The 21841-nt window shown below is 71.5% G+C and carries 18 protein-coding genes and 2 tRNA genes; 8 read left to right on the top strand and 12 right to left on the bottom strand.

The genetic code is table 11. The features are described from left to right. Window positions 1-2: 2 nt before the first annotated feature. Genes IE160_RS05605 through IE160_RS05600 form a run of 3 tightly spaced genes read right to left on the bottom strand, consistent with a single transcriptional unit; the run spans window position 3 to window position 4879 of the window. Window positions 3-860 carry a Nif3-like dinuclear metal center hexameric protein gene (locus IE160_RS05605; protein ID WP_224744597.1) on the bottom strand — a complete coding sequence of 286 codons (858 nt, stop codon included), beginning with the start codon at window positions 858-860 and terminating at the stop codon, window positions 3-5. Further along, entirely contained in the window at window positions 857-3970 is a 3114-nt protein-coding gene (locus tag IE160_RS12535; RefSeq protein WP_224744596.1) for a cytosine permease, read from the bottom strand. Before IE160_RS12535 ends, IE160_RS05605 begins: the two co-directional genes overlap by 4 nt. An 18-nt stretch (window positions 3971-3988) precedes the next feature. Next, window positions 3989-4879, bottom strand: a complete 891-nt coding sequence (locus IE160_RS05600; RefSeq protein ID WP_224744595.1) for a DMT family transporter — start codon at window positions 4877-4879, stop codon at window positions 3989-3991. A 50-nt stretch (window positions 4880-4929) separates the two neighbouring features. Here IE160_RS05600 and IE160_RS05595 point away from each other — a divergent pair, with 50 nt between their 5' ends. After that, the gene (locus tag IE160_RS05595; protein ID WP_191151885.1) at window positions 4930-5301 is read left to right on the top strand and encodes a hypothetical protein; all 372 of its coding nucleotides are present in this window, start codon (window positions 4930-4932) and stop codon (window positions 5299-5301) included. A 75-nt stretch (window positions 5302-5376) separates the two neighbouring features. Here IE160_RS05595 and IE160_RS05590 read toward each other — a convergent pair whose 3' ends face one another. Then, window positions 5377-6366, bottom strand: coding sequence for a putative endonuclease domain-containing protein (locus IE160_RS05590; RefSeq protein ID WP_191151884.1), 990 nt, complete (start codon window positions 6364-6366; stop codon window positions 5377-5379). A gap of 92 nt (window positions 6367-6458) precedes the next feature. Next, window positions 6459-6531: transfer RNA gene (locus IE160_RS05585), tRNA-Val, on the bottom strand. Between the two features lie 168 nt (window positions 6532-6699). On the opposite strand from IE160_RS05585, the gene aceE reads away from it, so the two are divergent. The 6 genes from aceE to IE160_RS05555 all read left to right on the top strand — a co-directional run bounded on the left by aceE (window position 6700) and on the right by IE160_RS05555 (window position 14368). Next, window positions 6700-9426, top strand: a complete 2727-nt coding sequence (aceE, locus tag IE160_RS05580; RefSeq protein ID WP_191151883.1) for a pyruvate dehydrogenase (acetyl-transferring), homodimeric type — start codon at window positions 6700-6702, stop codon at window positions 9424-9426. Window positions 9427-9499: 73 nt separating this feature from the next. Then, window positions 9500-10675 (top strand): PucR family transcriptional regulator, encoded by a 1176-nt coding sequence (locus IE160_RS05575; RefSeq protein ID WP_191151990.1) that lies wholly within the window; start codon window positions 9500-9502, stop codon window positions 10673-10675. Window positions 10676-10787: 112 nt separating this feature from the next. Further along, the gene (locus tag IE160_RS05570; protein ID WP_191151882.1) at window positions 10788-11702 is read left to right on the top strand and encodes an ACP S-malonyltransferase; all 915 of its coding nucleotides are present in this window, start codon (window positions 10788-10790) and stop codon (window positions 11700-11702) included. Next, window positions 11699-12706, top strand: coding sequence for a beta-ketoacyl-ACP synthase III (locus IE160_RS05565; protein WP_191151881.1), 1008 nt, complete (start codon window positions 11699-11701; stop codon window positions 12704-12706). Before IE160_RS05570 ends, IE160_RS05565 begins: the two co-directional genes overlap by 4 nt. An 82-nt stretch (window positions 12707-12788) precedes the next feature. After that, window positions 12789-13037, top strand: a complete 249-nt coding sequence (locus tag IE160_RS05560) for an acyl carrier protein (RefSeq protein ID WP_152584058.1) — start codon at window positions 12789-12791, stop codon at window positions 13035-13037. Window positions 13038-13135: 98 nt separating this feature from the next. After that, window positions 13136-14368 (top strand): beta-ketoacyl-[acyl-carrier-protein] synthase family protein, encoded by a 1233-nt coding sequence (locus tag IE160_RS05555; protein ID WP_179873687.1) that lies wholly within the window; start codon window positions 13136-13138, stop codon window positions 14366-14368. A 211-nt stretch (window positions 14369-14579) separates the two neighbouring features. On the opposite strand, the gene IE160_RS05550 is transcribed toward IE160_RS05555, so the two are convergent. Then, window positions 14580-15089 (bottom strand): DUF3145 domain-containing protein, encoded by a 510-nt coding sequence (locus IE160_RS05550; protein ID WP_179873686.1) that lies wholly within the window; start codon window positions 15087-15089, stop codon window positions 14580-14582. Between the two features lie 175 nt (window positions 15090-15264). Between IE160_RS05550 and IE160_RS05545 the strand changes: the two genes are divergently transcribed. Then, entirely contained in the window at window positions 15265-15819 is a 555-nt protein-coding gene (locus IE160_RS05545; RefSeq protein ID WP_179873685.1) for a PadR family transcriptional regulator, read from the top strand. A 12-nt stretch (window positions 15820-15831) separates the two neighbouring features. Here the strand turns inward: IE160_RS05545 and IE160_RS05540 are convergent, their stop codons facing one another. The 6 genes from IE160_RS05540 to IE160_RS05515 all read right to left on the bottom strand — a co-directional run bounded on the left by IE160_RS05540 (window position 15832) and on the right by IE160_RS05515 (window position 21838). Next, window positions 15832-17541, bottom strand: a complete 1710-nt coding sequence (locus IE160_RS05540; protein ID WP_179873684.1) for a bifunctional 3'-5' exonuclease/DNA polymerase — start codon at window positions 17539-17541, stop codon at window positions 15832-15834. A 217-nt stretch (window positions 17542-17758) separates the two neighbouring features. Beyond that, complete coding sequence (locus tag IE160_RS05535) at window positions 17759-18583, bottom strand: DUF1684 domain-containing protein (protein ID WP_191151880.1); 825 nt, start codon at window positions 18581-18583, stop codon at window positions 17759-17761. Window positions 18584-18636: 53 nt separating this feature from the next. After that, a complete protein-coding gene (locus tag IE160_RS05530; RefSeq protein WP_191151879.1) occupies window positions 18637-19407 on the bottom strand; it encodes a hypothetical protein in 771 nt (256 codons plus the stop codon). 27 nt (window positions 19408-19434) lie between these two features. Further along, window positions 19435-19508: transfer RNA gene (locus tag IE160_RS05525), tRNA-Ile, on the bottom strand. Window positions 19509-19563: 55 nt separating this feature from the next. Beyond that, a complete protein-coding gene (locus tag IE160_RS05520) occupies window positions 19564-20814 on the bottom strand; it encodes a glycosyltransferase (RefSeq protein WP_224744594.1) in 1251 nt (416 codons plus the stop codon). Window positions 20815-20920: 106 nt separating this feature from the next. Further along, window positions 20921-21838, bottom strand: coding sequence for a DMT family transporter (locus tag IE160_RS05515; RefSeq protein ID WP_191151878.1), 918 nt, complete (start codon window positions 21836-21838; stop codon window positions 20921-20923). Window positions 21839-21841: the final 3 nt, after the last annotated feature.

Here is a 21841-nt window from a genome sequence, read left to right as displayed (position 1 = left end):
GACTACTGAACCACAACGAAGTCCCACGGGTCGGTGCGCAGCTCGCTCACGACCACCTCCACACCCGGAAGCGCCGTGCGCAGCTCGGCAGCGGCGGTGTCGAGCCACAGCCACTCGCTCGCCCAGTGGGAGACGTCGATGAGCGCGGGGCCCCCGGCGACTCGGGCAGTCTCGAGCGCCTCGCTCGCGGGGTGATGCCGCAGGTCTGAGGTGATGTACACGTCGCTGTCGCGCACGGCCGGCTCGGCGAGCAGGGAGTCGCCCGCTCCCCCGCACAGGGCGATCCTGGCGACGCGGCGGTCGTACTCGCCGCCGACGCGCACGCCCCCCGCCGTCGCCGGCAGCAGCTGCGCGAGCGTGCGTGCGAGCTCGCCGAGGGTCGTCGCCTCGGGAAGGACGCCGGTGCGGCCGAGTCCGGTGACCCCGTGCCCGTCACCGGCGTGCCCGTCGCCGCCATGGCCGTTGCTGGTGGGGCCCTCGGCGATCGCCGCGACCTCGCGCAGCTGCAGGAGCTCCGCGAGTCGCCCGCTCGTGCCCGTCTCGACGATGTCCGCGTTCGTGTGGGCGGCGACGAGGGCGCACTCGCCGCGGATGAGCCGAGCGAGCATCGCGCCCTTCGCCGTCGACTCCGCGACCGTCGTGACGCCGCGCATGAGCAGCGGGTGATGCACGAGCAGGAGGTCGTGGTCGCCCTCGATGGCCTCGTCGACGGTCGCGGCGACAGCATCCACGGCGAGCAGGATGCGCGAGACGCCCGCGGCGGGGTCGCCGCTCAGGAGGCCGGGCGCATCCCACCCTTCAGCGCCACGTGCGGGCCACAGGCTCTCGATCGCGTCGAGCACGTTCTGCAGCGTCGTCACGGGGCGCGCTCCGCAGCGGTGACGATCGTCGAGGTCGTCCCTGTCGCGGTCGCCGCCCCCGCGTTCTCGCCGATGAGGCTCGCCTGCGGCACCGTGGTGCCGGATGCAGCGCGCTCCGCGCGCTGGAGTCGACGCAGGCCCGGGATGCCCGCCACGAGCGGCGTGAGCAGCCCGAGTCCGAGCGCGACCGCGACACCGACGTCGCTCGACACGAGCGCGCCGTCCGCCGGCAGCTCCACGACGCCCCACAGGTAGCCCTGCCATTGCAGCCCCACCACCGTGGCGGTCGTGAATCCCCAGCCGACAGCGGTCGCGACGAGGAGCATGGAGAGGTTGACCCAGCGGATCGCCGGGTAGACGCCGCCGGAGCGAAGGAGCGAGGGCGCGTGGAGGCGGCCCGAACGGGTCGCCGCGCGGAGGCTGACCTCCGCCCCGAAGATGCCCGCCCAGGCCGCGATCGGCACGGCGAGGGTCGTGAGCACATCGCGGAACAGGCTGTCGAGGTCGGTCACGGCGAGCAGCAGCACGGCGAGGAGGGCGCCGGACACGACGACCGTCACGAGGACGGCCATCGGGCGCGGCAGTCGCGCGCCGAGGGCCTGCAGCGCGAACCCGCCCGAGTACAGGGCGAGCGCTGCGGCGGTGATGAGACTCAGCGCGACCGCCGCGATGAGCGGCACCGGGTACCAGAGCGGCAACAGTCGTGAGATCAGGTCGACCGGGTTCGCCACGAGGCCCTCGGCGATGAACGGGTTCGAGGCGGCGAGCACGGTGCCCCACCCGATGAGCAGGAAGGAGGGGATCGTCGCCCCGAACGTCGCCCACAGCACGGCAGCGGCGCCGCTCGTGCCCTGCGCCTGATAGCGCGCGACGTCGCCGCTGCCGTGCGCCCACGCGAGCCCGACGACGCTGAACACGAGAATCGCACCGGTCGCGAGCAGCGCCCACGGTCCATCCGCGACGGAGAGCGCCAGATCGAGATCGACGTACTCGACCGTGAGGACGATGATGCCCACGACGAGGATGCCCGCGAGCGCGCTCACGACAGCGCTCACGACAGCGATCATGCCGAAACCGAATCCGGCGATGAGCGCCGACAGGATGAGAGCGAGACCCGCGGCGATGAGGGAGAGCTCGAGCCGGCCGAGCGTCGTCACGACCTGCCCGCCGACCAGGATCTCCGCGACACCTGCGGCGAGCATCCAGAGCAGGGCCGACGCCCACAGCGCGCGGCTCACGAGGGCGACGAGTGCCGGCAGGACGTTGCCGGCCGTGCCGAACGTTGCCCGGGAGACGACCATCGTCGGCTGGCCGCTCCATTTGCTCGCGAGAGTGCCGAGACCCAGCGGCAGGAACGACATCGCCACACCGATGAGAGTCGCGAGAATCGCCTGCCGGAGGCTCATGCCGAGCGAGAACACGACCGCGCCCAGGCCGATGCTCACGACGGAGGCGTTGACCGCGAACCACAGCCAGAACAGGCGCACCGAGGCTCCTGCGCGCTGCTCGGCCGGCGTCGGTTCGAGACTCGTCGACTCGACGCGGGCGGCCGGGGGCGTGGCCGGCTCCATCGCGTCCGACCGCAGAGCCGCCTCCGCGGGAGGCACCGTCGTGGCCGTGGCCGCGACGGCAGCTCCCGCGGCGGTCGCCTCGGCGGCTCGGAGTTCCTGGTCAGGCTCGGGCTCGGGCTCGCGCAGCAGGTCCTCGAAGCCGAACGCGGCCGCCGGGTCGGTGTCGCTCGCAGCGGGTTCCTCGAGCGGCGCGTCGTCGACGACGGTGGCGGGCGATGGCTCGCCGAGCGCGCTCTCATCAGTCGTCGGCTCGGCGTTCTCGGCAGCCACGGCTGCGCCGAAGATCGCCTCGAGACTCGTCGGCCCCGTGAGCACCTCAGGGTCGACCGACCCAGGCGCCGAGGTCTCGGGCTCCACGAGCGGCGGAGGTGCGTCGTCATCAGCAGCGGCCGAGGGGGGTGGCGGCACGTCGGCTGCCGTCGCGCCGAAGGGCGGCGGGGCATCCGCGAGCGCGAGGTCGAGCTCGGGGCCGCTCGGCGGCGCCGAGGCGGACTCCACCGACGCCGGAGCGGCCGGAGACTGCTCCGAGGGCATCGGCTCGGCCTCCGCCGTCGGGGCGGATGCGTGATGCTCCGACTGCGGTTCCTCTGACCGGGAGGGCTCCGGCGGCGCTGGCTCTGTCGGTGCTGGCTCCGTCGGCCCGGGCTCTGCCGGGGCAGGTTCGGGCGCGCGCTGCGGGGCCGCGATGCCGCCGACGATGGGAATCGACCCCGTGAACTGCGCGCGCACCTCGGCGACGAGCGGCTCGGCCGCGGGGCCGGCGGTCTCGCGCACGTGGCGCTCCCACTCCCCCAGACGGGCCACCTCGGCCTCGCGCAGAAGCAGCTGCTGTTCGAGGAGGTCGAGGAGTGCGCTCGTGTCGTGGTCGGGAGCATCGAGGTCTGCGGCGGCGAGAAGCTGCTCGTCCGTCATCGACTCACGGCGCGGCGGAGCGGGGATGCCCGGGGGCGGACCGTCTGACGCTGCGGGCGTTGCGGCTGCGGGCGACGCTGCCGGGGGCTTCGGTGCGGCGGGAGGCAGTGGCTCTGCGGGGACGGCGCGCGAGGGCGAGTAGGCGGGTTCGCTGTGCGGGGCGGTCGCCGCTGGCTCGTCGCTCGGCTGCTCCGCGATCGGAGGGGCAGGCTGAGGCGGTACGGGAGGAGCCGACCACCAGGTCGACGGAGCGGGATGAGACGGCTCAGCCGGTGCCGGCTCAGTCGGCGCGCGATACGCGGGAGGCGGGGGCACGGACTCGACCGGGGATGACTCCACCGGGGATGACTCGACCGGCGCGGGCTCCGAGGGGGGCGGTGCCGGTGTCGCGGGTGCCGCTGCCGGGGAGGCCGGTTCGCGGCCCGTCTCGGGCGTGCTCTCCGTGCGGCGCGGCGGCGGCGTCCACCGACGGAACTCCTGCGCGAGCGCTCCCGCGAGCGCGTCGTCGTCGGTCGCGCTCGCGTCATACTGGGCGTCAGCGGGTGGCGGCGTGTACGTCGAGCGCCGGGGTCCGGGTGGCTCCATCGACGTCGCGTCGTCCTCGGGCGGCTGCTGCTCGTCGACCATGCCCCGATGATAGGGCGGTCAGGACATCTGTCGCGGGTGACGAGCCGTAGAGAGCACAGTTACCCCGACGAGGATGAGGGCGAGCCCCAGCCATCCCGCGGCCTCGAGGCGCTCACCCACCACCGCGACCGCGAGCAGCGTCGCGACGAACGGCTCGAGCAGCGTCACGACGGTGACGGTCGAACTGCGCAGCTCGCGAAGGCTGCGAGCGAAGAGCACGTAGGCGATGAACATCGGGCCCACGGCGAGATACACCGCGATGCCCGCATTGGCGACCGTGGCGACCAGCGGAGCGGCGGTGACGAGCATGACGACCGAGAGCGGCACGGCGGCGAGACCGAACGCGGCTCCCATCGTCGCGCGCCCGCCGTGACCCGCGCGCACGATGACGCCGGCCGCGTAGGTGAAGAGCGCGTATCCCGCGCCGGCCGCCAACCCCAGCAGCACGCCGAGCGGCACCGTCGCCGGGTCGACGACGGAGCCAGCGCCGTGGCCGCCGCCCACGAGCAGGGAGACCCCCACGAGCGCGACCGCCGTGCTGAGCATCCAGCGCAGCGTCAGCCTCTGACGATCGACGCGCCATTCCAGCAGCGCCGCGAACAGCGGGCCGGAGCCGAGGGAGACGACGTTGCCGATCGCGACGCCGGCGAGATCCATGGTCGCGTAGAACGTCAGCGGGTAGACGACCATGCCCGCGGCCGCCGCGAGGAGCCAGCCGCGGCACGAGCGCTCGCGGACGACCGCGAGCGAGGAGCGCGCGGAGGTCGCGAACAGCAGCGCACCGCCCAGCGTCATCGTCGTCGCGCCGATGGCAAGCGGACTGACGCCCCCGGTCAGGAAGGTCGCCGAGGTTCCCGTGGTGCCCCACAGCACGGAGGCGAGCACGAGCGCCCCGATCGCTGCCGCCACCGCCACCGCCTCCGGCTCGGGCTCACGGCGGGCCGGGCTATCGTGTGGCCATGACCGAGAGCGAACTTCTCACGCACTGGGCGAGCGCCCGGTGGCACATCATCATCTCGCAGGTCGCGCCGACGCTGCTGCTGACGGCGACGGTCGGGATGCTCGCCGTGGGCCTCGGCGACGCCGACCTGCCCGTGCGCCTCGCGGCGGCCGGCATCCTGCTCGCCTCGGGCCTGCTCGGAGCCGCGGCCCAGATCGCCGCCGCGAACGAGGGCAGCGCGGTCGTGACCGAGTTGCGGGCGCTCGAGAGCCGCTCGGCGATCGCCGAGCGCATCATCGCGACGTCGCGCGGCATCGAGATCGTGCGCGTCGTCGGGCCCGCGGTGTTCGTGCTCGTCTTCGTCGCGCTTCTCTGGGCGCTGTTCCTCTAGATCGCGGCAGACCCGCCGTGCGTGCGTCGGCACGCTCGGCCGGGCATCGGCCGGGTCCCGGCTGACATGGCGCTCTCAACCGGCGCGCGGAGACCGGTAGGCGGCGACCATGAGCTCGCCCCGCACTGCCGCCATGCGGTCGACGAGTGCGTCCACCGCGCGTGCGGAGACTCTCGGCACGACGAGGTCGTGCTCCCCGAGCGCTCGCAGGGGCCGGCAGCGCATGCGGATGACGACCCAGCCCACGTCGGCGAGCACCCTGTCCTTGCGACGATCGACGCGCTCGCGCTCTCCCACGTGCTCATCGCCGGCGCGCCCGATCGTGTCGAGCTCTACCGCGATCGCGAGCTCGGGCAGCACGAGGTCGGGCCACACTTCGAGCCTGCCGAAGAACGGCGTGCGCACCCGCACGGCGTTGGGGCTCAGGTCGATGTCGAGCCGCTCGGCCACGAGCGTCCGCAGCCGTTCCTGGGCTGCCGACGAGGCACGCGATGCCGCGCCGCTCACGAACGCCGCGCCCGGCGCGACCTCCCCCGCCGACCTCCACACCTCAGGAGTGCGCGCGGCCGGGACGTGCACGACACGCCGACGCGAGGCGCGAGAACCCTGCACTGACGCGGACGACCCCGAGCCGACGCTCTCGCCGACTCCTGAATTGTGGAGACCCGACTCGGGTGCTGCCGCGGGGTCAGCAGGGTGCGGGCTGCCCGAGGAGGGCGCGGGGCGCGGGATGCCGCGGGGCCACTTGGGTGCGGGCGGCAAGGCGGAGGGGGTCGCGCAGACAGGGCACCACGAGCGACGTGAGCGCGACCGCACGGGCCGGGCGCGCTGCTCCGCGGGCGTCGCGACGAAGTCGTGCCCGATGCCGCACACCCAGAGCAGCCACACGTCGGCGGCGGGCGGAATCTGGCTCAGCACGAGCTCGCGATTGCGGTCGGGGTGGAACTGCTCGACGAGTCTCGGGAAGGCGGCCCAGGCATCCCGGAACTCGCCGATCGGATGCGGCACGTCGCGCCCGGTCACCCACTGGCGGCGCGCCCACCACTGCTCCACACTCACCGGCACATGTCCACGCTAGGCGGGCGCACCGACACCGCAGCGGCGCACCGCAACGCGAGTGGCTCGGATGGGATCGCGCAGAAGAAGGGTGGGGAGGGTGGGCCCTGACGGACTCGAACCGCCGACATCCTCGGTGTAAACGAGGCGCTCTACCAACTGAGCTAAGAGCCCGACGACGAGAATGCTACTGCTCCGCGGGCCGCCGCGCCTCGCGCCGGCCGGTCACGGTAGGTGCAGGCGGGCATGACTAGACTCGATCACGCTCGAAACGGTCTCCCGCCGCAACCCGGTGGTGACGACCGACGACACACTCTGTCTACCACCAGGAAGAGGTCAAGGGTGACGGTCAACGACCAGGATCCGTACTCGGTCAAGCACACAGACTCCGATCCGGAGGAGACCAGCGAATGGAATGAGTCGCTCGACGCGGTCGTTCAGGCTCGCGGTCCGCAGCGAGGGCGCGAGATCATGCTCAGCCTCCTCAAGCGCTCGAAGGAGCTGCACCTCGGCGTGCCGATGGTGCCGACGACGGACTACCTCAACACGATCGCTCCCGAGAACGAGCCGGCCTTCCCGGGCGACGAGGAGCTCGAGCGCCGCTACCGCGCGTGGATCCGCTGGAACGCCGCGATCACCGTGCACCGCGCGCAGCGGCCGAACATCGCCGTCGGCGGTCACATCTCCACGTACGCGTCGAGTGCGGCGCTGTACGAGGTCGGCCACAACCACTTCTTCCGCGGCGCCGAGCACCCCACGGGCGGCGACCAGATCTTCTACCAGGGTCACGCCTCCCCCGGCATGTACGCGCGCGCCTACCTCGAGGGCCGCCTCACGACGGACCAGCTCGACGGCTTCCGGCAGGAGAAGTCGCACCCCAGCGGCGGGCTCTCGAGCTACCCGCACCCGCGTCTCATGCCGAAGTTCTGGCAGTTCCCGACCGTGTCGATGGGCCTGGGCCCCATCAACGCCATCTACCAGGCGCAGCTCAACAAGTACGTGACCAACCGCGGCATCGCCGAGGCCGACGACTCTCAGGTGTGGGCCTTCCTCGGCGACGGCGAGATGGACGAGGTCGAGAGCCGCGGCGCCCTGCAGCTCGCTGCGAACGACGGTCTCGACAACCTCAACTTCGTCATCAACTGCAACCTGCAGCGCCTCGACGGCCCGGTGCGCGGCAACGGCAAGATCATCCAGGAGCTCGAGAGCTTCTTCCGCGGTGCCGGATGGAACGTCATCAAGGTGGTCTGGGGCCGAGAGTGGGATGCCCTGCTCGCGAACGACCACGAGGGCGCGTTGCGCGACCTCATGAACCGCACCCCGGACGGCGACTACCAGACGTACAAGGCCGAGTCCGGCGCGTTCATCCGCGAGCACTTCTTCGGGCGCGACCCGCGCACGGCGGCGATGGTCGAGCACATGAGCGACGACGAGATCTGGAACCTCAAGCGCGGCGGCCACGACTACCGCAAGGTGTACGCGGCGTTCAAGGCTGCGAGCGAGCACACCGGCCAGCCGACCGTCGTCCTCGCGAAGACCGTCAAGGGCTACGGCCTCGGCCCGAGCTTCGAGGGCCGCAACGCGACCCACCAGATGAAGAAGCTCACGCTCGACAACCTCAAGCAGTTCCGCGACGAGATGCGCATTCCCATCACCGACGCCGAGCTCGAGAAGGACCCGTACCAGCCGCCCTACTACCACCCGGGCAACGACGACCCGGCGATCCAGTACCTGCACGAGCGCCGGCGCGAGCTCGGCGGCTTCGTGCCCGAGCGCCGCACGAAGTACACCCAGATCTCGCTCCCCGACGAGAAGACGTACGACATCGTGAAGAAGGGCTCGGGCAAGCATGAGATCGCCACCACGATGGCCTTCGCACGACTGCTCAAGGACCTCCTGCGGTCGAAGGACTTCGGTCACCGCATCGTGCCGATCATTCCGGATGAGGCGCGCACCTTCGGCATGGACGCCTACTTCCCGTCCTCGAAGATCTACAACCCGGCCGGCCAGCACTACACGAGCGTCGACCGCGAGCAGCTGCTCGCCTACAAGGAGAGCCCGCAGGGCCAGATTCTGCACACGGGCATCAACGAGGCAGGCGCGGTCGCCGCGTTCACCGCCGTCGGCACGAGCTACGCCACGCACGGCGAGCCGCTCATCCCCGTCTACGTCTTCTACTCGATGTTCGGCTTCCAGCGCACGGGCGACGCGTTCTGGGCTGCGGGCGACCAGATGGCGCGCGGCTTCGTCATCGGCGCGACCGCGGGTCGCACGACCCTGACGGGCGAGGGCCTCCAGCACGCTGACGGGCACTCGCCGCTGCTCGCGAGCACCAACCCGGCCGTCGTGTCCTACGACCCCGCCTTCGGGTTCGAGCTCGGTCACATCGTCAAGGCGGGTCTCGAGCGCATGTACGGCGGCGAGCACCCCGACCCGAACGTCATGTACTACCTCACGGTGTACAACGAGCCGCAGGTGCAGCCGGCCGAGCCCGAGAACCTCGATGTCGACGGCGTGCTGCGTGGGCTGTACCTGTACCGGCGGGCCGAGAACATCGGCCCGAAGGCGCAGTTGCTCGCCTCGGGCGTCGCGGTGCCCTGGGCGCTCGAGGCCCAGCAGCTGCTCGCCGACGACTGGAACGTCTCCGCCGATGTGTGGAGCGTCACCTCGTGGACCGAGCTGCGTCGCGACGGTCTCGCGGCGGAGGAGCACAACTTCCTGCAGCCGGGCGAGCGCCCGCGGGTGCCCTACGTGACGCAGAAGCTCGAGGCCGCCGAGGGCCCCGTGGTCGCGGTGAGCGACTTCATGCACGCGGTTCCTGATCAGATTCGGCAGTTCGTGCCTGGCGACTTCGCCACGCTGGGCGCCGACGGCTTCGGTTTCAGCGACACGCGGCCTGCCGCACGTCGCTACTTCACGATCGACGGGCCCTCGGTCGTCGTCCGCACGCTCCAGCAGCTCGCGCGGCGCGGCGTCGTCGACCCCGCTGTCGTGGGGCAGGCGATCGAGCGGTACCGCCTGCACGACGTCACCGCGGGCACGACGGGCGCTGCGGGCGGCGACGCCTGACGCACGCGGCAGCACCGGGTCGCGCGCTCCGGCGCGCGCCCGGTACTCGAGGAAAGGGGTGCACGTGGCCTCGATGACGAAGGCTCAGACGCTCACCTGGTTGCGCAACATCTCGGGCGACCTCGCGTCGGAGACGCTCAAGAAGCTCGACGACACGCTGCCGTGGTACGGCACGATGCCGCCCAGTCGACGTTCCGCCGTCGGGCTCGTCGCGCAAGCGGGCATCACCTCCTTCATCAGCTGGTACGACGACCCGAGCTCGCAGCCGTGGATCGCCGCCGATGTCTTCGACGCCGCGCCGCGCGAGCTTCTGCGCTCGGTGAGCCTGCAGCAGACCCTGCAGCTCATCCGAGTCGTGGTCGAGGTCGTCGAGGAGCGCGTCAAGGGCCGCGATGAGAGCGTGCGCGAGGCGATCCTGCTGTACAGCCGGGAGATCGCCTTCGCCGCTGCTGACGTCTACGCGCGCGCCGCAGAAGCGCGGGGACTCTGGGATGCCCGGCTCGAGGCCCTCGTCGTCGACTCGATCCTCAGCGGCGAGTACGACAACGAGCTGCCGAGCCGCATCGCCGCCCTCGGGTGGAACGGTCACGGCGAGGTGTGCGTGCTCGTCGGCACGACGCCCCGCATCGTCGACGTCGACCAGGTGCGCCGCATCGCGCGCCACGTGGACGCCGACGTGCTCATCGGAGTGCAGGGCAATCGCCTCGTCGTCGTCATCGGGCGCGCGACGCCGCGCGGAGAAGACGGCACCGATGCCCCGCCGACTCACACCTTCGCCCAGATCGCGGAGGCGCTCGAGCCCAGTTTCGGGGAGGGGCACCTCGTACTCGGCCCCGAGGTGCCCGACGTGGTAGAGGCAGGCAAGAGCGCCAAGGCGGCACTCGCCGGATTCGCCGTCGCGCGATCGTGGCGCAACGCTCCGCGCCCCACGCATGCCGACGACCTGCTGCCCGAGCGCGCCCTCGCGGGCGATCCGATCGCCCGCCGCACCCTCATCGACCGCATCTACACGCCGCTCAAGAATCACAACGTCGAACTGCTCGCGACCCTCTGGGCCTACCTCGACAACGGTCGCAGTCTGGAGGCGACGGCGCGCGAGCTGTTCGTGCACCCCAACACGGTCCGGTACCGCCTCAAGCGCATCAGCGAGGTCATCGGATGGGATGCGACCGGCTCACGGGAGGCGCTCATCCTGCAGTGCGCGCTCGTCGTCGGCTCGATTGCGGAACCAGGAGGGCCACGGCGCTGACTCGCCGTGACCCCCGCCGCGTGCCACTGTAGAGACTGGACAACACCGTGACGACTTTGTTCACGACCTCCACCAGCACCCGACCGCAACCCTCTTTGGGAGGATGGAACTCATGATCGTCGTCGTCGCCCCCGGCCAGGGCTCGCAGTCCCCCGGCTTCCTCGCACCCTGGCTCGAAGACCCCGCCCACCGCGCGACCCTCGACCGCTACTCCGCTGCGACCGGCCTCGATCTCGCCGCGCACGGTACGGAGTCCGAAGCCGACACCATCCGCGACACGGCCGTCGCTCAGCCCCTCATCGTCGCCGCGAGCCTGCTGAGCGCCTCCGCCCTGCTCGACGGGCGGCGCGACCGTGTCGGCGCGGTCGCGGGTCACTCCGTCGGCGAGTTCGCAGCAGGCGCCCTCGCGGGAGTGCTCTCGGAGGAGGAGGCCCTGCGCCTCGTCCGCGAGCGCGGGCTCGCGATGGCCGACGCGGCCGCCCTCGTGCCCACCGGCATGAGCGCCGTCATCGGAGGCGACGCCGATGCCCTCGCGGCGCGCATCACCGAACTCGGCCTCGAAGCGGCCAACGTCAACGGCGGCGGCCAGACCGTCGTCGCGGGCGAGCTCGCGAACCTCGAAGCCCTCGCCGCCGACCCCGTGCCGGGCACCCGCGTCATTCCGCTCCAGGTGGCCGGCGCCTTCCACACGAGCTACATGGGAGACGCCGTGGAGCGCGTGCGCACGGCAGCCGACGGCATCGCGGTCGGCGACCCCAGCATCCGTCTCTACACGAACCGCGACGGGGGCGTCGTGGAGACCGGTGCAGCCTTCCTCGACCTGCTCATCGGCCAGATCTCCTCGCCCGTGCGCTGGGACTCCTGCATGGAGTCGATGGCGGCCGACGGCGTCACCGGCATCATCGAACTGCTGCCCGGCGGAGCCCTCACGGGTCTCGCGAAGCGCGGGCTGCGCGGCGTGCCGAGCGTCGCGATCAAGACCCCAGACGACCTCCCCGCCGCGATCGAGATGCTGGAGAACGCATGAGCCCCGCGAGCCTCACCCAGTCCACGGGCGTGCCGTACACGCGCATCCACGCTGTCGGCGCAGCACGCGGCGACGTCATCGTGCCCAACGACGACATCGTCGGGCCGATCGAGTCCTCCGACGAGTGGATCCGCCAGCGCACGGGCGTCATCACCCGCACCCGCGCGAGTGCGAACGTGCAGGCGGTCGATCTCGCCGAGGCGGCCTCGCGCGAGGCCATCCAGAAAGCCGGCATCAGCCCGAGCGACATCGGCGCGGTCATCGTCTCGACCATCAGCAACACCGTGCAGACGCCCTCCCTGGCCTCGCTCCTCACCGAGCGCATCGGGGCGACCCCGGCGCCCGCCTACGATGTCTCCGCCGCGTGCGCCGGCTACGCCTACGGCATCGCCCAAGCGGATGCCCTCATCCGGGCCGGCGCGGCCCGCTACGTGCTCGTGGTCGGCGCCGAGAAGCTCAGCGATTTCGCCAAGCCCACCGACCGCACCATCTCCTTCCTGCTCGGGGACGGCGCCGGGGCCGCGATCGTCGGTCCCGCCGACGAGCCCGGCATCGGGGCGACCGTCTGGGGCTCCGACGGCTCCAAGTGGGACGCCGTCGGCATGGACCGCCCCCTCAAAGAGGCCTTCGACGACCCCGACGGCGAGTACCCCACCCTGCGCCAGGAAGGCCAGACGGTCTTCCGCTGGGCAGTGTGGGAGATGGCCAAGGTCGCGAAGCAGGCCCTCGACGCCGCGGGAGTGACGGCCGACGACCTCGCCGCCTTCATTCCGCACCAGGCCAACATGCGCATCATCGATGAGTTCGCCAAGCAGCTCGCTCTGCCCGAGCACGTCGTCGTCGGGCGAGACATCGCCACGACCGGCAACACCTCGGCGGCGTCGATACCGCTCGCGACGCATCGACTGCTCGCCGAGCATCCCGAACTGAGCGGGGGCCTCGCCCTCCAGATCGGCTTCGGAGCCGGCCTCGTCTTCGGCGCCCAAGTGGTGCGCTTGCCCTAGCCCCGCGCGGCCTCCCCCGACCCCGACCGCACCCCGCCCTAGGATGGGAGGCGGTCATACACACCCCCTAGGAGACAACACCATGGCACTGTCCACCGAAGAAGTTCTCGCCGGCCTCGCCGAGCTCATCAATGACGAGACCGGAATCTCGACCGACTCGGTCGCTCTCGACAAGTCGTTCACCGACGACCTCGACATCGACTCGATCTCGATGATGACGATCGTCGTGAACGCGGAAGAGAAGTTCGACGTCAAGATCCCCGACGAAGAGGTCAAGAACCTCAAGACCGTCGGTGACGCCGTCACCTACATCGTGGGCGCCCAGGGCTGACCTGACCCGCGAGTGCGCGCCGATGCCGGGGCCAGGACGCCCCGGCGCCGCCCCGGCATCGGCGCACACGCCCGAAACACCTGCAGAGAGTTGACGCTATGACCACCATCGTCGTCACCGGAATCGGTGCCACCTCCCCGCTCGGCGGGACCGCCCGCGACAGCTGGGATGCCCTGCTGCGCGGCGAATCCGGCGTGCGCGCCCTCGAGCACGACTGGGTCGCCCAGCACGAGTTGCCCGTCACCTTCGCCGCCGAGGCCGCCGTGCGCCCCTCCGAGGTGCTCGAACGCCAGGAGATCAAGAGACTCGACCCCTCGGCCCAATTCGCGCTCATCGCCGCGCGCGAAGCCTGGGCCGACGCGGGTACCCCCGACATCGACCCCGAGCGCATCCTCGTCGACTACGCGACCGGTATCGGCGGCCTCTGGACGCTCCTCGAGGCCTGGGACGTGCTCAAGGAGAAGGGCCCGCGCCGGGTCCTTCCCATGACGATCCCCATGCTCATGCCCAACGCCGCCGCCGCCGCGATCAGCATGGATCTCGGCGCTCGTGCCGGCGCGCGCACGGTCGTCTCCGCATGCGCCTCGGGCACCGAGGCGATCGCGAACGCCTACGAGCACCTCCAGCTCGGTCTCGCCGATGTCGTCGTCGCCGGCGGTACCGAAGCGGTCGTGCATCCCCTCCCCATCGCCGCGTTCGCGGCCATGCAGGCGCTCTCCCGCCGCAACGACGACCCCGCCGCCGCCTCGCGGCCGTACGACGTCGACCGCGACGGCTTCGTGCTCGGCGAGGGCGCCGCGGCCCTCGTGCTCGAGACGAAGGAGCACGCGCTCGCTCGTGGCGCTCGCATCTACGCCGAGCTCGCTGGCGGCTCCGTGACCTCCGACTCCTTCCACATCACCGCGCCCGACCCCGAGGGTTCGGGGGCAGCGCGCGCCGTCATCGCCGCTCTCGAGCAGGCCGGCGCCACGCCGTCGGAGGTGTCGCACATCAACGCGCACGCGACCTCGACGCCCGTGGGCGACGTCGCCGAGTACGCGGCCCTCGCGCGCGTCTTCGGTGACCGGGTCGGGTCGATCCCCGTGTCGGCGACGAAGGCCTCCACCGGGCACCTGCTCGGCGGCACGGGCGCTCTCGAGGCGGTCTTCACGATCCTCGCGCTGCACGAGCGCACCGCTCCCCCGACCATCAACGTCGACAACCAGGACGAGCGGATTCCGCTCGACGTCGTGACGTCGCCGCGCGCGCTCGGCGACGGGCCGTTGCTCGCCCTGTCGAACTCGTTCGGCTTCGGCGGCCACAACTCGGTCGTCGCGTTCCGCAGCGTCTGAGCGTCTGACTTACTGACGCTCGCGCGTCGCGCCCAGCGCCGGTCGGTGCTGCCGCCTCCATCCGCGTGGGCGATCTCCACAACTCAGGAGATCGCGTCTGGAAGGACGTGCGACACGCCGATCAGGTGCCCCGAGCACGCGTCAAACCGGCGCAACTCCTGAATTGTGGAGATGACGCGCGGGTGGGCGGGCGCGAAGCGCGGCGGGCCGGTCAGCCGGCGCGGTGGCGCAGCCAGACCACGCGGCTGCCCTCGTCACCCGCGTGGCGGAACGCCTCGAGCTCGTCGTCCCACGCCTGACCCAGGGCCAGACGCAGTTCGCGGTGCAGCTCGAGGGCGTTGCTGCCGGCGACCTCCATCGCGTACCGCACGCGGTCCTCGGGGATGACGGTGTTGCCCGCGGCATCCGTCTGGGCGAAGAAGATGCCGAGGTCGGGCGTGTGCATCCAGCGGCCTCCGTCGGAGCCGAGCGCAGCATCCTCGGTCACCTCGAAGCGCAAGTGCTCCCAGCCGCGCAACGCGCTCGCGATCTTCGCACCGCTGCCCGCCTCGCCCTCCCAGACGAACTCGGCGCGCTGGGTTCCGGGGAGGACAGGCTGCTCGATCCAGTCGAAGTTGACGGCGCGGTCGATGGCGCGACCTGCAGCCCACTCGATGTGGGGGCAGAGCGCGCGGGGAGCGGAGTGCACGAACAGCACTCCGCGAGCCGATGCAGTAGCCACAGTTCACTCCGTTTCGTTCAGGTGCGACTTCCCCATCGACCTGGCTCGGAGTGAGCGTGCAGCGTATTCGGTTGGAACGGTTGCCCGTCAGGGCCCATTATCCACCCAGCACACCGGAAATCACAAGAGTGTGATTCTCGGGATGCCCGACCGGCGACTCGCCTAGGCTAAAGCCATGACGCTGCGACACTCCCTCCTCGCAGTCCTCACCCTCGGGCCCGCCTACGGGTATCAGCTTCACGGCGAAGTCGTCGAGCGCACGCGGCGCGACACGCCCCTCAACGTCGGGCAGGTGTACTCGACCCTGGACCGGCTGCGCCGCGACGAGCTCATCGCCTCCGCCGGCATCACCGACGACCATCTCCCGCTCTACGAGCTCACCGACGACGGGATCATCGAGGCGCGCATGCACCTCACCGAGCCGGACATCGCCGACTGGCACGACATGGTCGAGCGCATCCTCCTGGCGCTCTCCCTCCCGGGAAGCCACCACGACACCCTCGTCGCCAACTACCGCCGCCTGTGGGAGCCGTACGCGGGCGCCTCGAGCGAGACCCTCGACCCCACGGGAGGTCAGGCCCAGGCCGCCGCCGAGCACGCAGCACGACTGCTGCGCTCCGCCGCGCTCGCGTGGCTCGACTCCCTGCCCGACATCGAGCCGTGGCCGCTGCGCACGGATCGCCGTCGCCGTGGCCGCCGTGCGGCGGAGACCGTGCATCCGCCGACCTGACCGTCGCGCGCGCTACTTCGCTTCGCTGTAGCGCTGCACAGCGGCGACCGTGACCGGAAACGTCACCGGCGTGGCCCCGAACACGATGCGGCCCGCCTCCGCCGCCGCCTCACGCAGCGCCGACTCCACGTCGCTCACGCGGTGCGCAGGAGCGTGCACCACGAGCTCGTCGTGGAGGAAGAACGCGAGGTGCGGCTGCCCCTCCAGGGGGCCGCCCTCCGCTGCCCACAGTCTGCGACGCACACCCGCGAGCCACGCGAGGGCCCACTCGGCCGCCGTGCCCTGCACGACGAAGTTGCGCGTGAAGCGACCCCACGACCGGGCATCGGTGCGCGCCGCGCGCCGCAGGCCCTCCGACGCTCCCTCCGCGGCCGCGTGCGACTGGCGGTCGAGCCACTCCGCGCTCGGCGGCGGAGAGGTGCGGCCGAGATGCGTCGTCACGGAGCCACCGCGCTCCCCCGTGCGGGCCGCCGCCTCGACGAACGCGATCGCGGCCGGGAACGAGCGGGCGAGGCGCGGCAGCACGCGGGCGCTCTCACCGGTTGTTCCGCCGTACATGGCCCCGAGCATCCCCAGCTTCGCGTGCTCGCGAGAATCGACGACGCCCCGCTCCACCATGCCCGCGTACAGATCGACACCCGCGCCGGCGCGCGCCATCGCCTCGTCACCGGAGAGAGCGGCGAGGATGCGCGGCTCGAGCTGCGCCGCGTCGGCGACCACGAGCATCCACCCCTCGTCGGCCCGCACGGCCGGACGCACCTGCCGCGGCAGCTGCAGCGCGCCGCCCCCGTCGGAAGCCCAGCGCCCACTGCTCGCACCGGCCGGCAGGAAGACCGGGCGGAAGCGACCGTCGTGCACCCACTCGTCGAGCCACGCCCAGCCGTTCGCCGTCCACAGCCGCGCGAGGCTCTTGTACTGCAGGAGCGGCTCGATCGCCGGGTGCGCCAGCCGCTGCAGCTCGCGCTGCTGCGTCGTCGCCACCTCGAGGCCCGCGCGGCGCAGCGCCCGGATGAGCTCGGTCGGCGAGTCGAGCGCCACGGGGCCGACGCCGAGTCGCCGGGTCACCTCGGCCGCCAGCTCGTCGAGACGCGCCGGGCGCCCACCCACCGGAGGGCGAGGCCCGAGAACGGCGGTGAGCAGAGCATCGTGGTCGCGCTCGCTCCACGGCAGGCCCACGTGGGTCATCTCCGCGGCCGCGAGGGCCCCGGCCGACTCCGCCGCGGCGAGCAGCGTGAGATCACGGGACCGGGGGTGCGCGGCGATCACGGCGAGGTGCTCGCGATAGGTGGCGACGGCGGGCGGCGCGAGCGGAGCATCCTGCCCCCATACGGAGTGCGCGGGGGCGCTGCCGGGGCCGCTGGGGAGATCGCTGTCTAGGTCGCTGTCGAGGTCGAAGAGCGTGTCGCCGTGCCGCTGCCGGGTGGCGGCAGGTGCGCCCCAGTCGGTGCGGGGAGCGCGACCCTCGATGCCCGCGAGCAGGCGGTCGACGAGGCGCAGATCGTGGCAGCGCTCGACGCGCACGCCCGCGGCGAGCAGCGGCGGGTACCACTGCGCCGTGTCGGTCCACACCCAGCGCGGATGCTCTGCCTCTCGCTCGGCGACGAGGGCGGGCAGTTCGGCCTCGGTCGTGAGGGTGCTCGCGCGATCGTCGCGCGCCGCGCCCGAGTCGTCGACGTCGACGAGCGCGACTGTCGCGCCCCGGCGCTCGACTACGATCGGCATGCGCTCAGTCTGCCGTGTCGCACCGACGCGCCCCGCCGCCCGGTCACCTCCACAACTCAGGAGTTCGCGCGCTCGGAGCCGCGCGACACGCCGCGGACGACCCCGAGAGACGGGTTGCTACCGCTTCGACTCCTGAATTGCGGAGGTGTGCGGGTGGGATGCTCGGCTCGCCGCCGCGCTGGGCGCGAGTGCAGCATCCCGCGCCACGGGACGCGGCTCAGTGCAGGAGCGAGCCGTCCTTCGCGAGCACGTTCTTCTCTCCGGCCTCGATGGGGAACGGGAAGCGGTTCTGCTTCGGCGGCAACGGGCAGTTGAAGTTGTAGTTGAACGCGCACGGGGGCAGGATCGCGAGGTTGAAGTCGAGAGTGATCGAGCCGTCGGCGTTCGGGGCGAGAAACAGGAAGCGCCCGACGCTGTAGGTGGACTCGCCGTTCGTCGCGTCGGCGAACACGAGCTGCAGAGCGCGCCCCGCCTTGAAGGCGGCGATGTCGTAGTCGACGCCCTCGTGCGTGAAGCGGATCTCGCCGGGGACTACCTGCTCGCGGGTCTTGCCCTCGTCCTTGAGGTGCTCGAAGCCGACCGTCGTGCCGCCTTCGATCTCGCGGAAGGTGCCCGTCACGACCCAGTCGGGGTTGTAGTCGAAGGCATCGATGCCGCCGAAGTTCTCGATCGCCTCGCTGCGGGCGTCCCACACTCGCAAGGCGTACGTGCCGCCCTCGCCCGCGATGACGAACCCGGTCGTGTGGTCGTCGAAGACGATGCTGCTCGGCTCGGCATCGTCCTTGCCGCGCACGCGCACGGTGCCGTCGACGAGCTCGCCGTCGACGGTGATGCCGTCGTCGGGCGAGGCCGTCACGAGCAGCCCGCCCTCGGGCGCGGTCGCCCAACGACCGGGCACGCCCCAGATGGTCTGCTCGCCGTCCACCCACTGCGTGTTGACGAGCGCGAGGGGCCCCTGCGGCTGCACGGCGGCGAGGGAGCGCCGCTCGCGGAAGGACGCGTAGCGCTCGAGGGCGGTAGGGGCGGGTGCGGTGTCAGCCATGCACTCATCCTCTCCAAGCGACGGGATGCGCGCCAATCGACGCGCGGGCAGGCTCAGCCCCCGAGGAGCGCGAGCACGAGGACTGCGCCCGCCGGAACGCTCGCGAGGCCGGTCGACGAGATCACGCGCAGCCGCGCGGCGCCCTCGGGTGTGCGCGCCACCCCGGCGGGTCGCGCGATAGCCCACTCCGCGACGGCCCAGGCGGCGGTCGCCGCGAGAACGACGAGCGTCGTCACGCGCACGCCGTCGCTCGCCGGTGCGCCGAGCGCGAGGCCCGTGATCTGCACGAGGGCGATGACGCCCCAGGGCACGATCACGAGCACCGTGAGAAAGGCGTAGGGCCACAGGTGGGCCCGCGACTGGGTCAGGCGCGGTGCGCGATCCTGCAACCACCCGAGGAGGCCGCCGGCGGCGGCGAGCGCGTAGGCGAGGATGATGGTGCTCGCAGCGGCGGCACCATTGAGCAGCGCGATGATGACGACCGTGATGCCGAGCGACTGGGACACGGCGATCCAGTGCGCGGTCGACGCCGTCGAGGCGCCGAGCGCTCCCCGCGCCGAGCGGTGGACGAGGAATGCCTGCAGCACGGCCGTCGCGAGCAGCACCGCGAGCATGCCGCGCACTGCTTCGGGAGTGAGGAGCACGCCGGTGACGAGCGGAGCCGAGCCCTCCCCCAGGAGGACGGGAGGCTCGACGAGGACGAGCACGTCGAGTCGCGCGTCGGTGAGCCCGAGCGCGACGAGCGTGCCGAGCGCCTGCAGGGCCAGAACGATCGCGGCCACTCGAGAGTCGGCCGCGCGGGGCACGGCGTGAGCGATGGTCATGGGGCCTCCCGATGCAGGTTTGAGCGGTAGGGCGGACGGGACTTGAACCCGTGACCGATGGATTATGAGTCCACTGCTCTAACCAGCTGAGCTACCGCCCCGAGACCCGGCGAGCGGGCCGCTCACACTCTACCGAGCGCGCGCTCGTGGCCGACGTCAGTCGTGCGACGAATCCGTGCTGTGCGCGTCGGCGTCGCTCGAGACGGGTGCTGGCACGTGCTCGCCGCGATAGAGCGCCTCGAACGTGTCGAGAGTGCGATTGATGTCGTGGTCGGCGACGATCGAGAGGCTCTCGCGCTTGAGGGCGAGCAGCTCGTCGTGCGGCATGGTGAACACCTTCGTGAGCAGCTCCGCGAACCGCGGCACGTCGCCGGGCTCGTAGAGGTAGCCGTTCTCCCCGTCGTGGATGAGGTGCGGCAGCGCCATGGCGTTGGCACCGATGATGGGCAGCCCCGAGGCCATCGCCTCCATGGTCGCGATCGACTGCAGCTCTGCCCGCGACGGCATGGCGAAGACGGATGCCCGGGTCAGCTGCTGCTTGAGGTACGACTCGGGCGCGTGGCCGGCGAAGTGCACGCGGTGCGAGATGCCGAGCTGCGCGGCGAGTCGCTCGAGCGCGGGCCGCTGCTCGCCATCGCCGATGATCTCGACCTTGACGTCGAGCTCGGGGTCGAGCATGGCCGCTGCACGCAGCAGCTCGTCGATGTGCTTCTCTGACTCGACACGGCCGAGGAAGAGCACGACGTTCTCGCTGCGCGGCTCGAGGTTGGGCGTGTAGTGGTCGATGTGCAGGCCGCAGCTGATGGGGTAGACGCCCTTCAGGTACGTGTAGCGCTCGATGTAGTCGGCGGCCTTGCGCGTGGGCGTCGTGACGGCCTCGGCGAGCCCGAATGTGCGCGCTGCGGCGTTCCACGCGGCGCGGATCGCCGGCTCGCGCAGGGGGCCGATGAACGGCGTGAACTGGAGGCCGTTCTCGGGCATGAAGTGGTTGGTGCCGATGAGGCGGATGCCGCGCTTGACCGCCTCACGGGCGAGGCCCCGGCCGACGACGATGTGGGACTGGAAGTGCACGACGTCGGGCTTCACCTCGTCGAGAAGGCGGGCGGCGTTCGGCTCGATGCGCCACGGCAGCGCGTAGCGCAACCACGGGTGCGGGTACCAGCGCCACGAGCGCAGTCGATGCACGGTCATGGGCTGGCCCTCGTGCACCTCCACGGAGGTCGAGTTGGGCCCAGACTCGGCTCCCGGAGCGACGACGTGCACCTCGTGCCCGCGCTCGACGAGGCCGGCCGCGAGGCGCTCGGCGAACTTGGCCGCGCCGTTGACATCGGGCGCGAAGGTGTCGCCCCCGATGAGGACGCGGAGCGAGCGGGAGGTCGCTGCACCCGTAGGCGGTAGGTCAGGCACGTCGATGAGGTTCCTTGAGGTGATCGGCGGACGCCGTCGGGGGCGCCGCGGTCGCGAGAGGACCGTCGACCTACGCTATCGCAGGACGGGGCTCCGGCAGGCGAGATCAGCGGTGCGTCTGCGGGTGGTGCTCGGCGAGCTGGATGACGCCGAAGATGGCGACCACCCCGACGATCACGGCTGCGATGGCGGCCACGGGCGGAATGAGCGACGCCTCGCCGAGCACGATGACGCCGATGAGCACGGCGACCAGCGGGTCGACGACCGTGAGCCCCGCGATGACGAGATCGGGCGAGCCCACGGAGTAGGCGGTCTGCACGAAGTATCCACCGAGCACCGCGGACGCGAGCAGCGCCACGATGGCGACGCCGGTGAGCCAGTCGAGGTTGCCGTTGAGGACCCGGTTGAGGACGACCTTCGCGAGGGTCGCCACGAAGCCGTAGAGCACCCCGGCTCCGACGATGTAGAACATCGCCGTCGCCGTCTTGCGCAGGAGCGAGAAGGCGACCCCGAACCCCGCCGTCACGAGACCGAGCACGCCGAGCACGATGAGCAGCTGGGTCTGCGTGATCTCCTGCTCCACCGCGAACACGGCCGCGATCGTCACGAAGACGCCGACACCGCCGACGCACAGCACGATCGCCCGGATCGCGTGGCGGTCGAGTTGGATTCTCGACACCCGGGCGTTGACCATCGCTGTGATGACGAGCGCGACGACGCCGAGCGGCTGCACCACGATGAGCGGTGCGAAGCCCAGTGCCGTGAGCTGGAAGACGACCGCGAGGGCGAGCATGAGCGAGCCGAGCACCCAGGAGGGTCGTGCGAGCAGGTGCAGGATCTGCCGCGGACTCAGCCCCGCCTTGGTGCCGTCGCCGTGCATCGCCTCGACCTTGCTGACACCTCGGTGCTGAAACTGCGCGCCGAGAGACAGGAAGACAGCGCCGACGAGCGCGATCGGGATGCCGATGGCTTGAAGAGGGGTGAGGCTGATCTGCTCGGTCAACTCACTCAGCTCGGGCGGCACCCG

It is taken from the genome of Chryseoglobus sp. 28M-23 (genome assembly GCF_014789785.1).
GTDB lineage: Bacteria > Actinomycetota > Actinomycetes > Actinomycetales > Microbacteriaceae > Microcella > Microcella indica.
This window is presented reverse-complemented; position numbering and strand designations above follow the sequence as displayed.

Coding starts and splice junctions, on each gene's coding strand:
- IE160_RS05530 (WP_191151879.1), bottom strand. CDS start 19,407: ATGACCATCGCTCACGCCGTGCCCCGCGCGGCCGACTCTCGAGTGGCC.
- IE160_RS05540 (WP_179873684.1), bottom strand. CDS start 17,541: ATGCCGATCGTAGTCGAGCGCCGGGGCGCGACAGTCGCGCTCGTCGAC.
- IE160_RS05535 (WP_191151880.1), bottom strand. CDS start 18,583: ATGGCTGACACCGCACCCGCCCCTACCGCCCTCGAGCGCTACGCGTCC.
- IE160_RS05575 (WP_191151990.1), top strand. CDS start 9,500: ATGACGAAGGCTCAGACGCTCACCTGGTTGCGCAACATCTCGGGCGAC.
- IE160_RS12535 (WP_224744596.1), bottom strand. CDS start 3,970: ATGGTCGACGAGCAGCAGCCGCCCGAGGACGACGCGACGTCGATGGAG.
- IE160_RS05560 (WP_152584058.1), top strand. CDS start 12,789: ATGGCACTGTCCACCGAAGAAGTTCTCGCCGGCCTCGCCGAGCTCATC.
- IE160_RS05570 (WP_191151882.1), top strand. CDS start 10,788: ATGATCGTCGTCGTCGCCCCCGGCCAGGGCTCGCAGTCCCCCGGCTTC.
- IE160_RS05565 (WP_191151881.1), top strand. CDS start 11,699: ATGAGCCCCGCGAGCCTCACCCAGTCCACGGGCGTGCCGTACACGCGC.
- IE160_RS05595 (WP_191151885.1), top strand. CDS start 4,930: ATGACCGAGAGCGAACTTCTCACGCACTGGGCGAGCGCCCGGTGGCAC.
- IE160_RS05545 (WP_179873685.1), top strand. CDS start 15,265: ATGACGCTGCGACACTCCCTCCTCGCAGTCCTCACCCTCGGGCCCGCC.
- IE160_RS05555 (WP_179873687.1), top strand. CDS start 13,136: ATGACCACCATCGTCGTCACCGGAATCGGTGCCACCTCCCCGCTCGGC.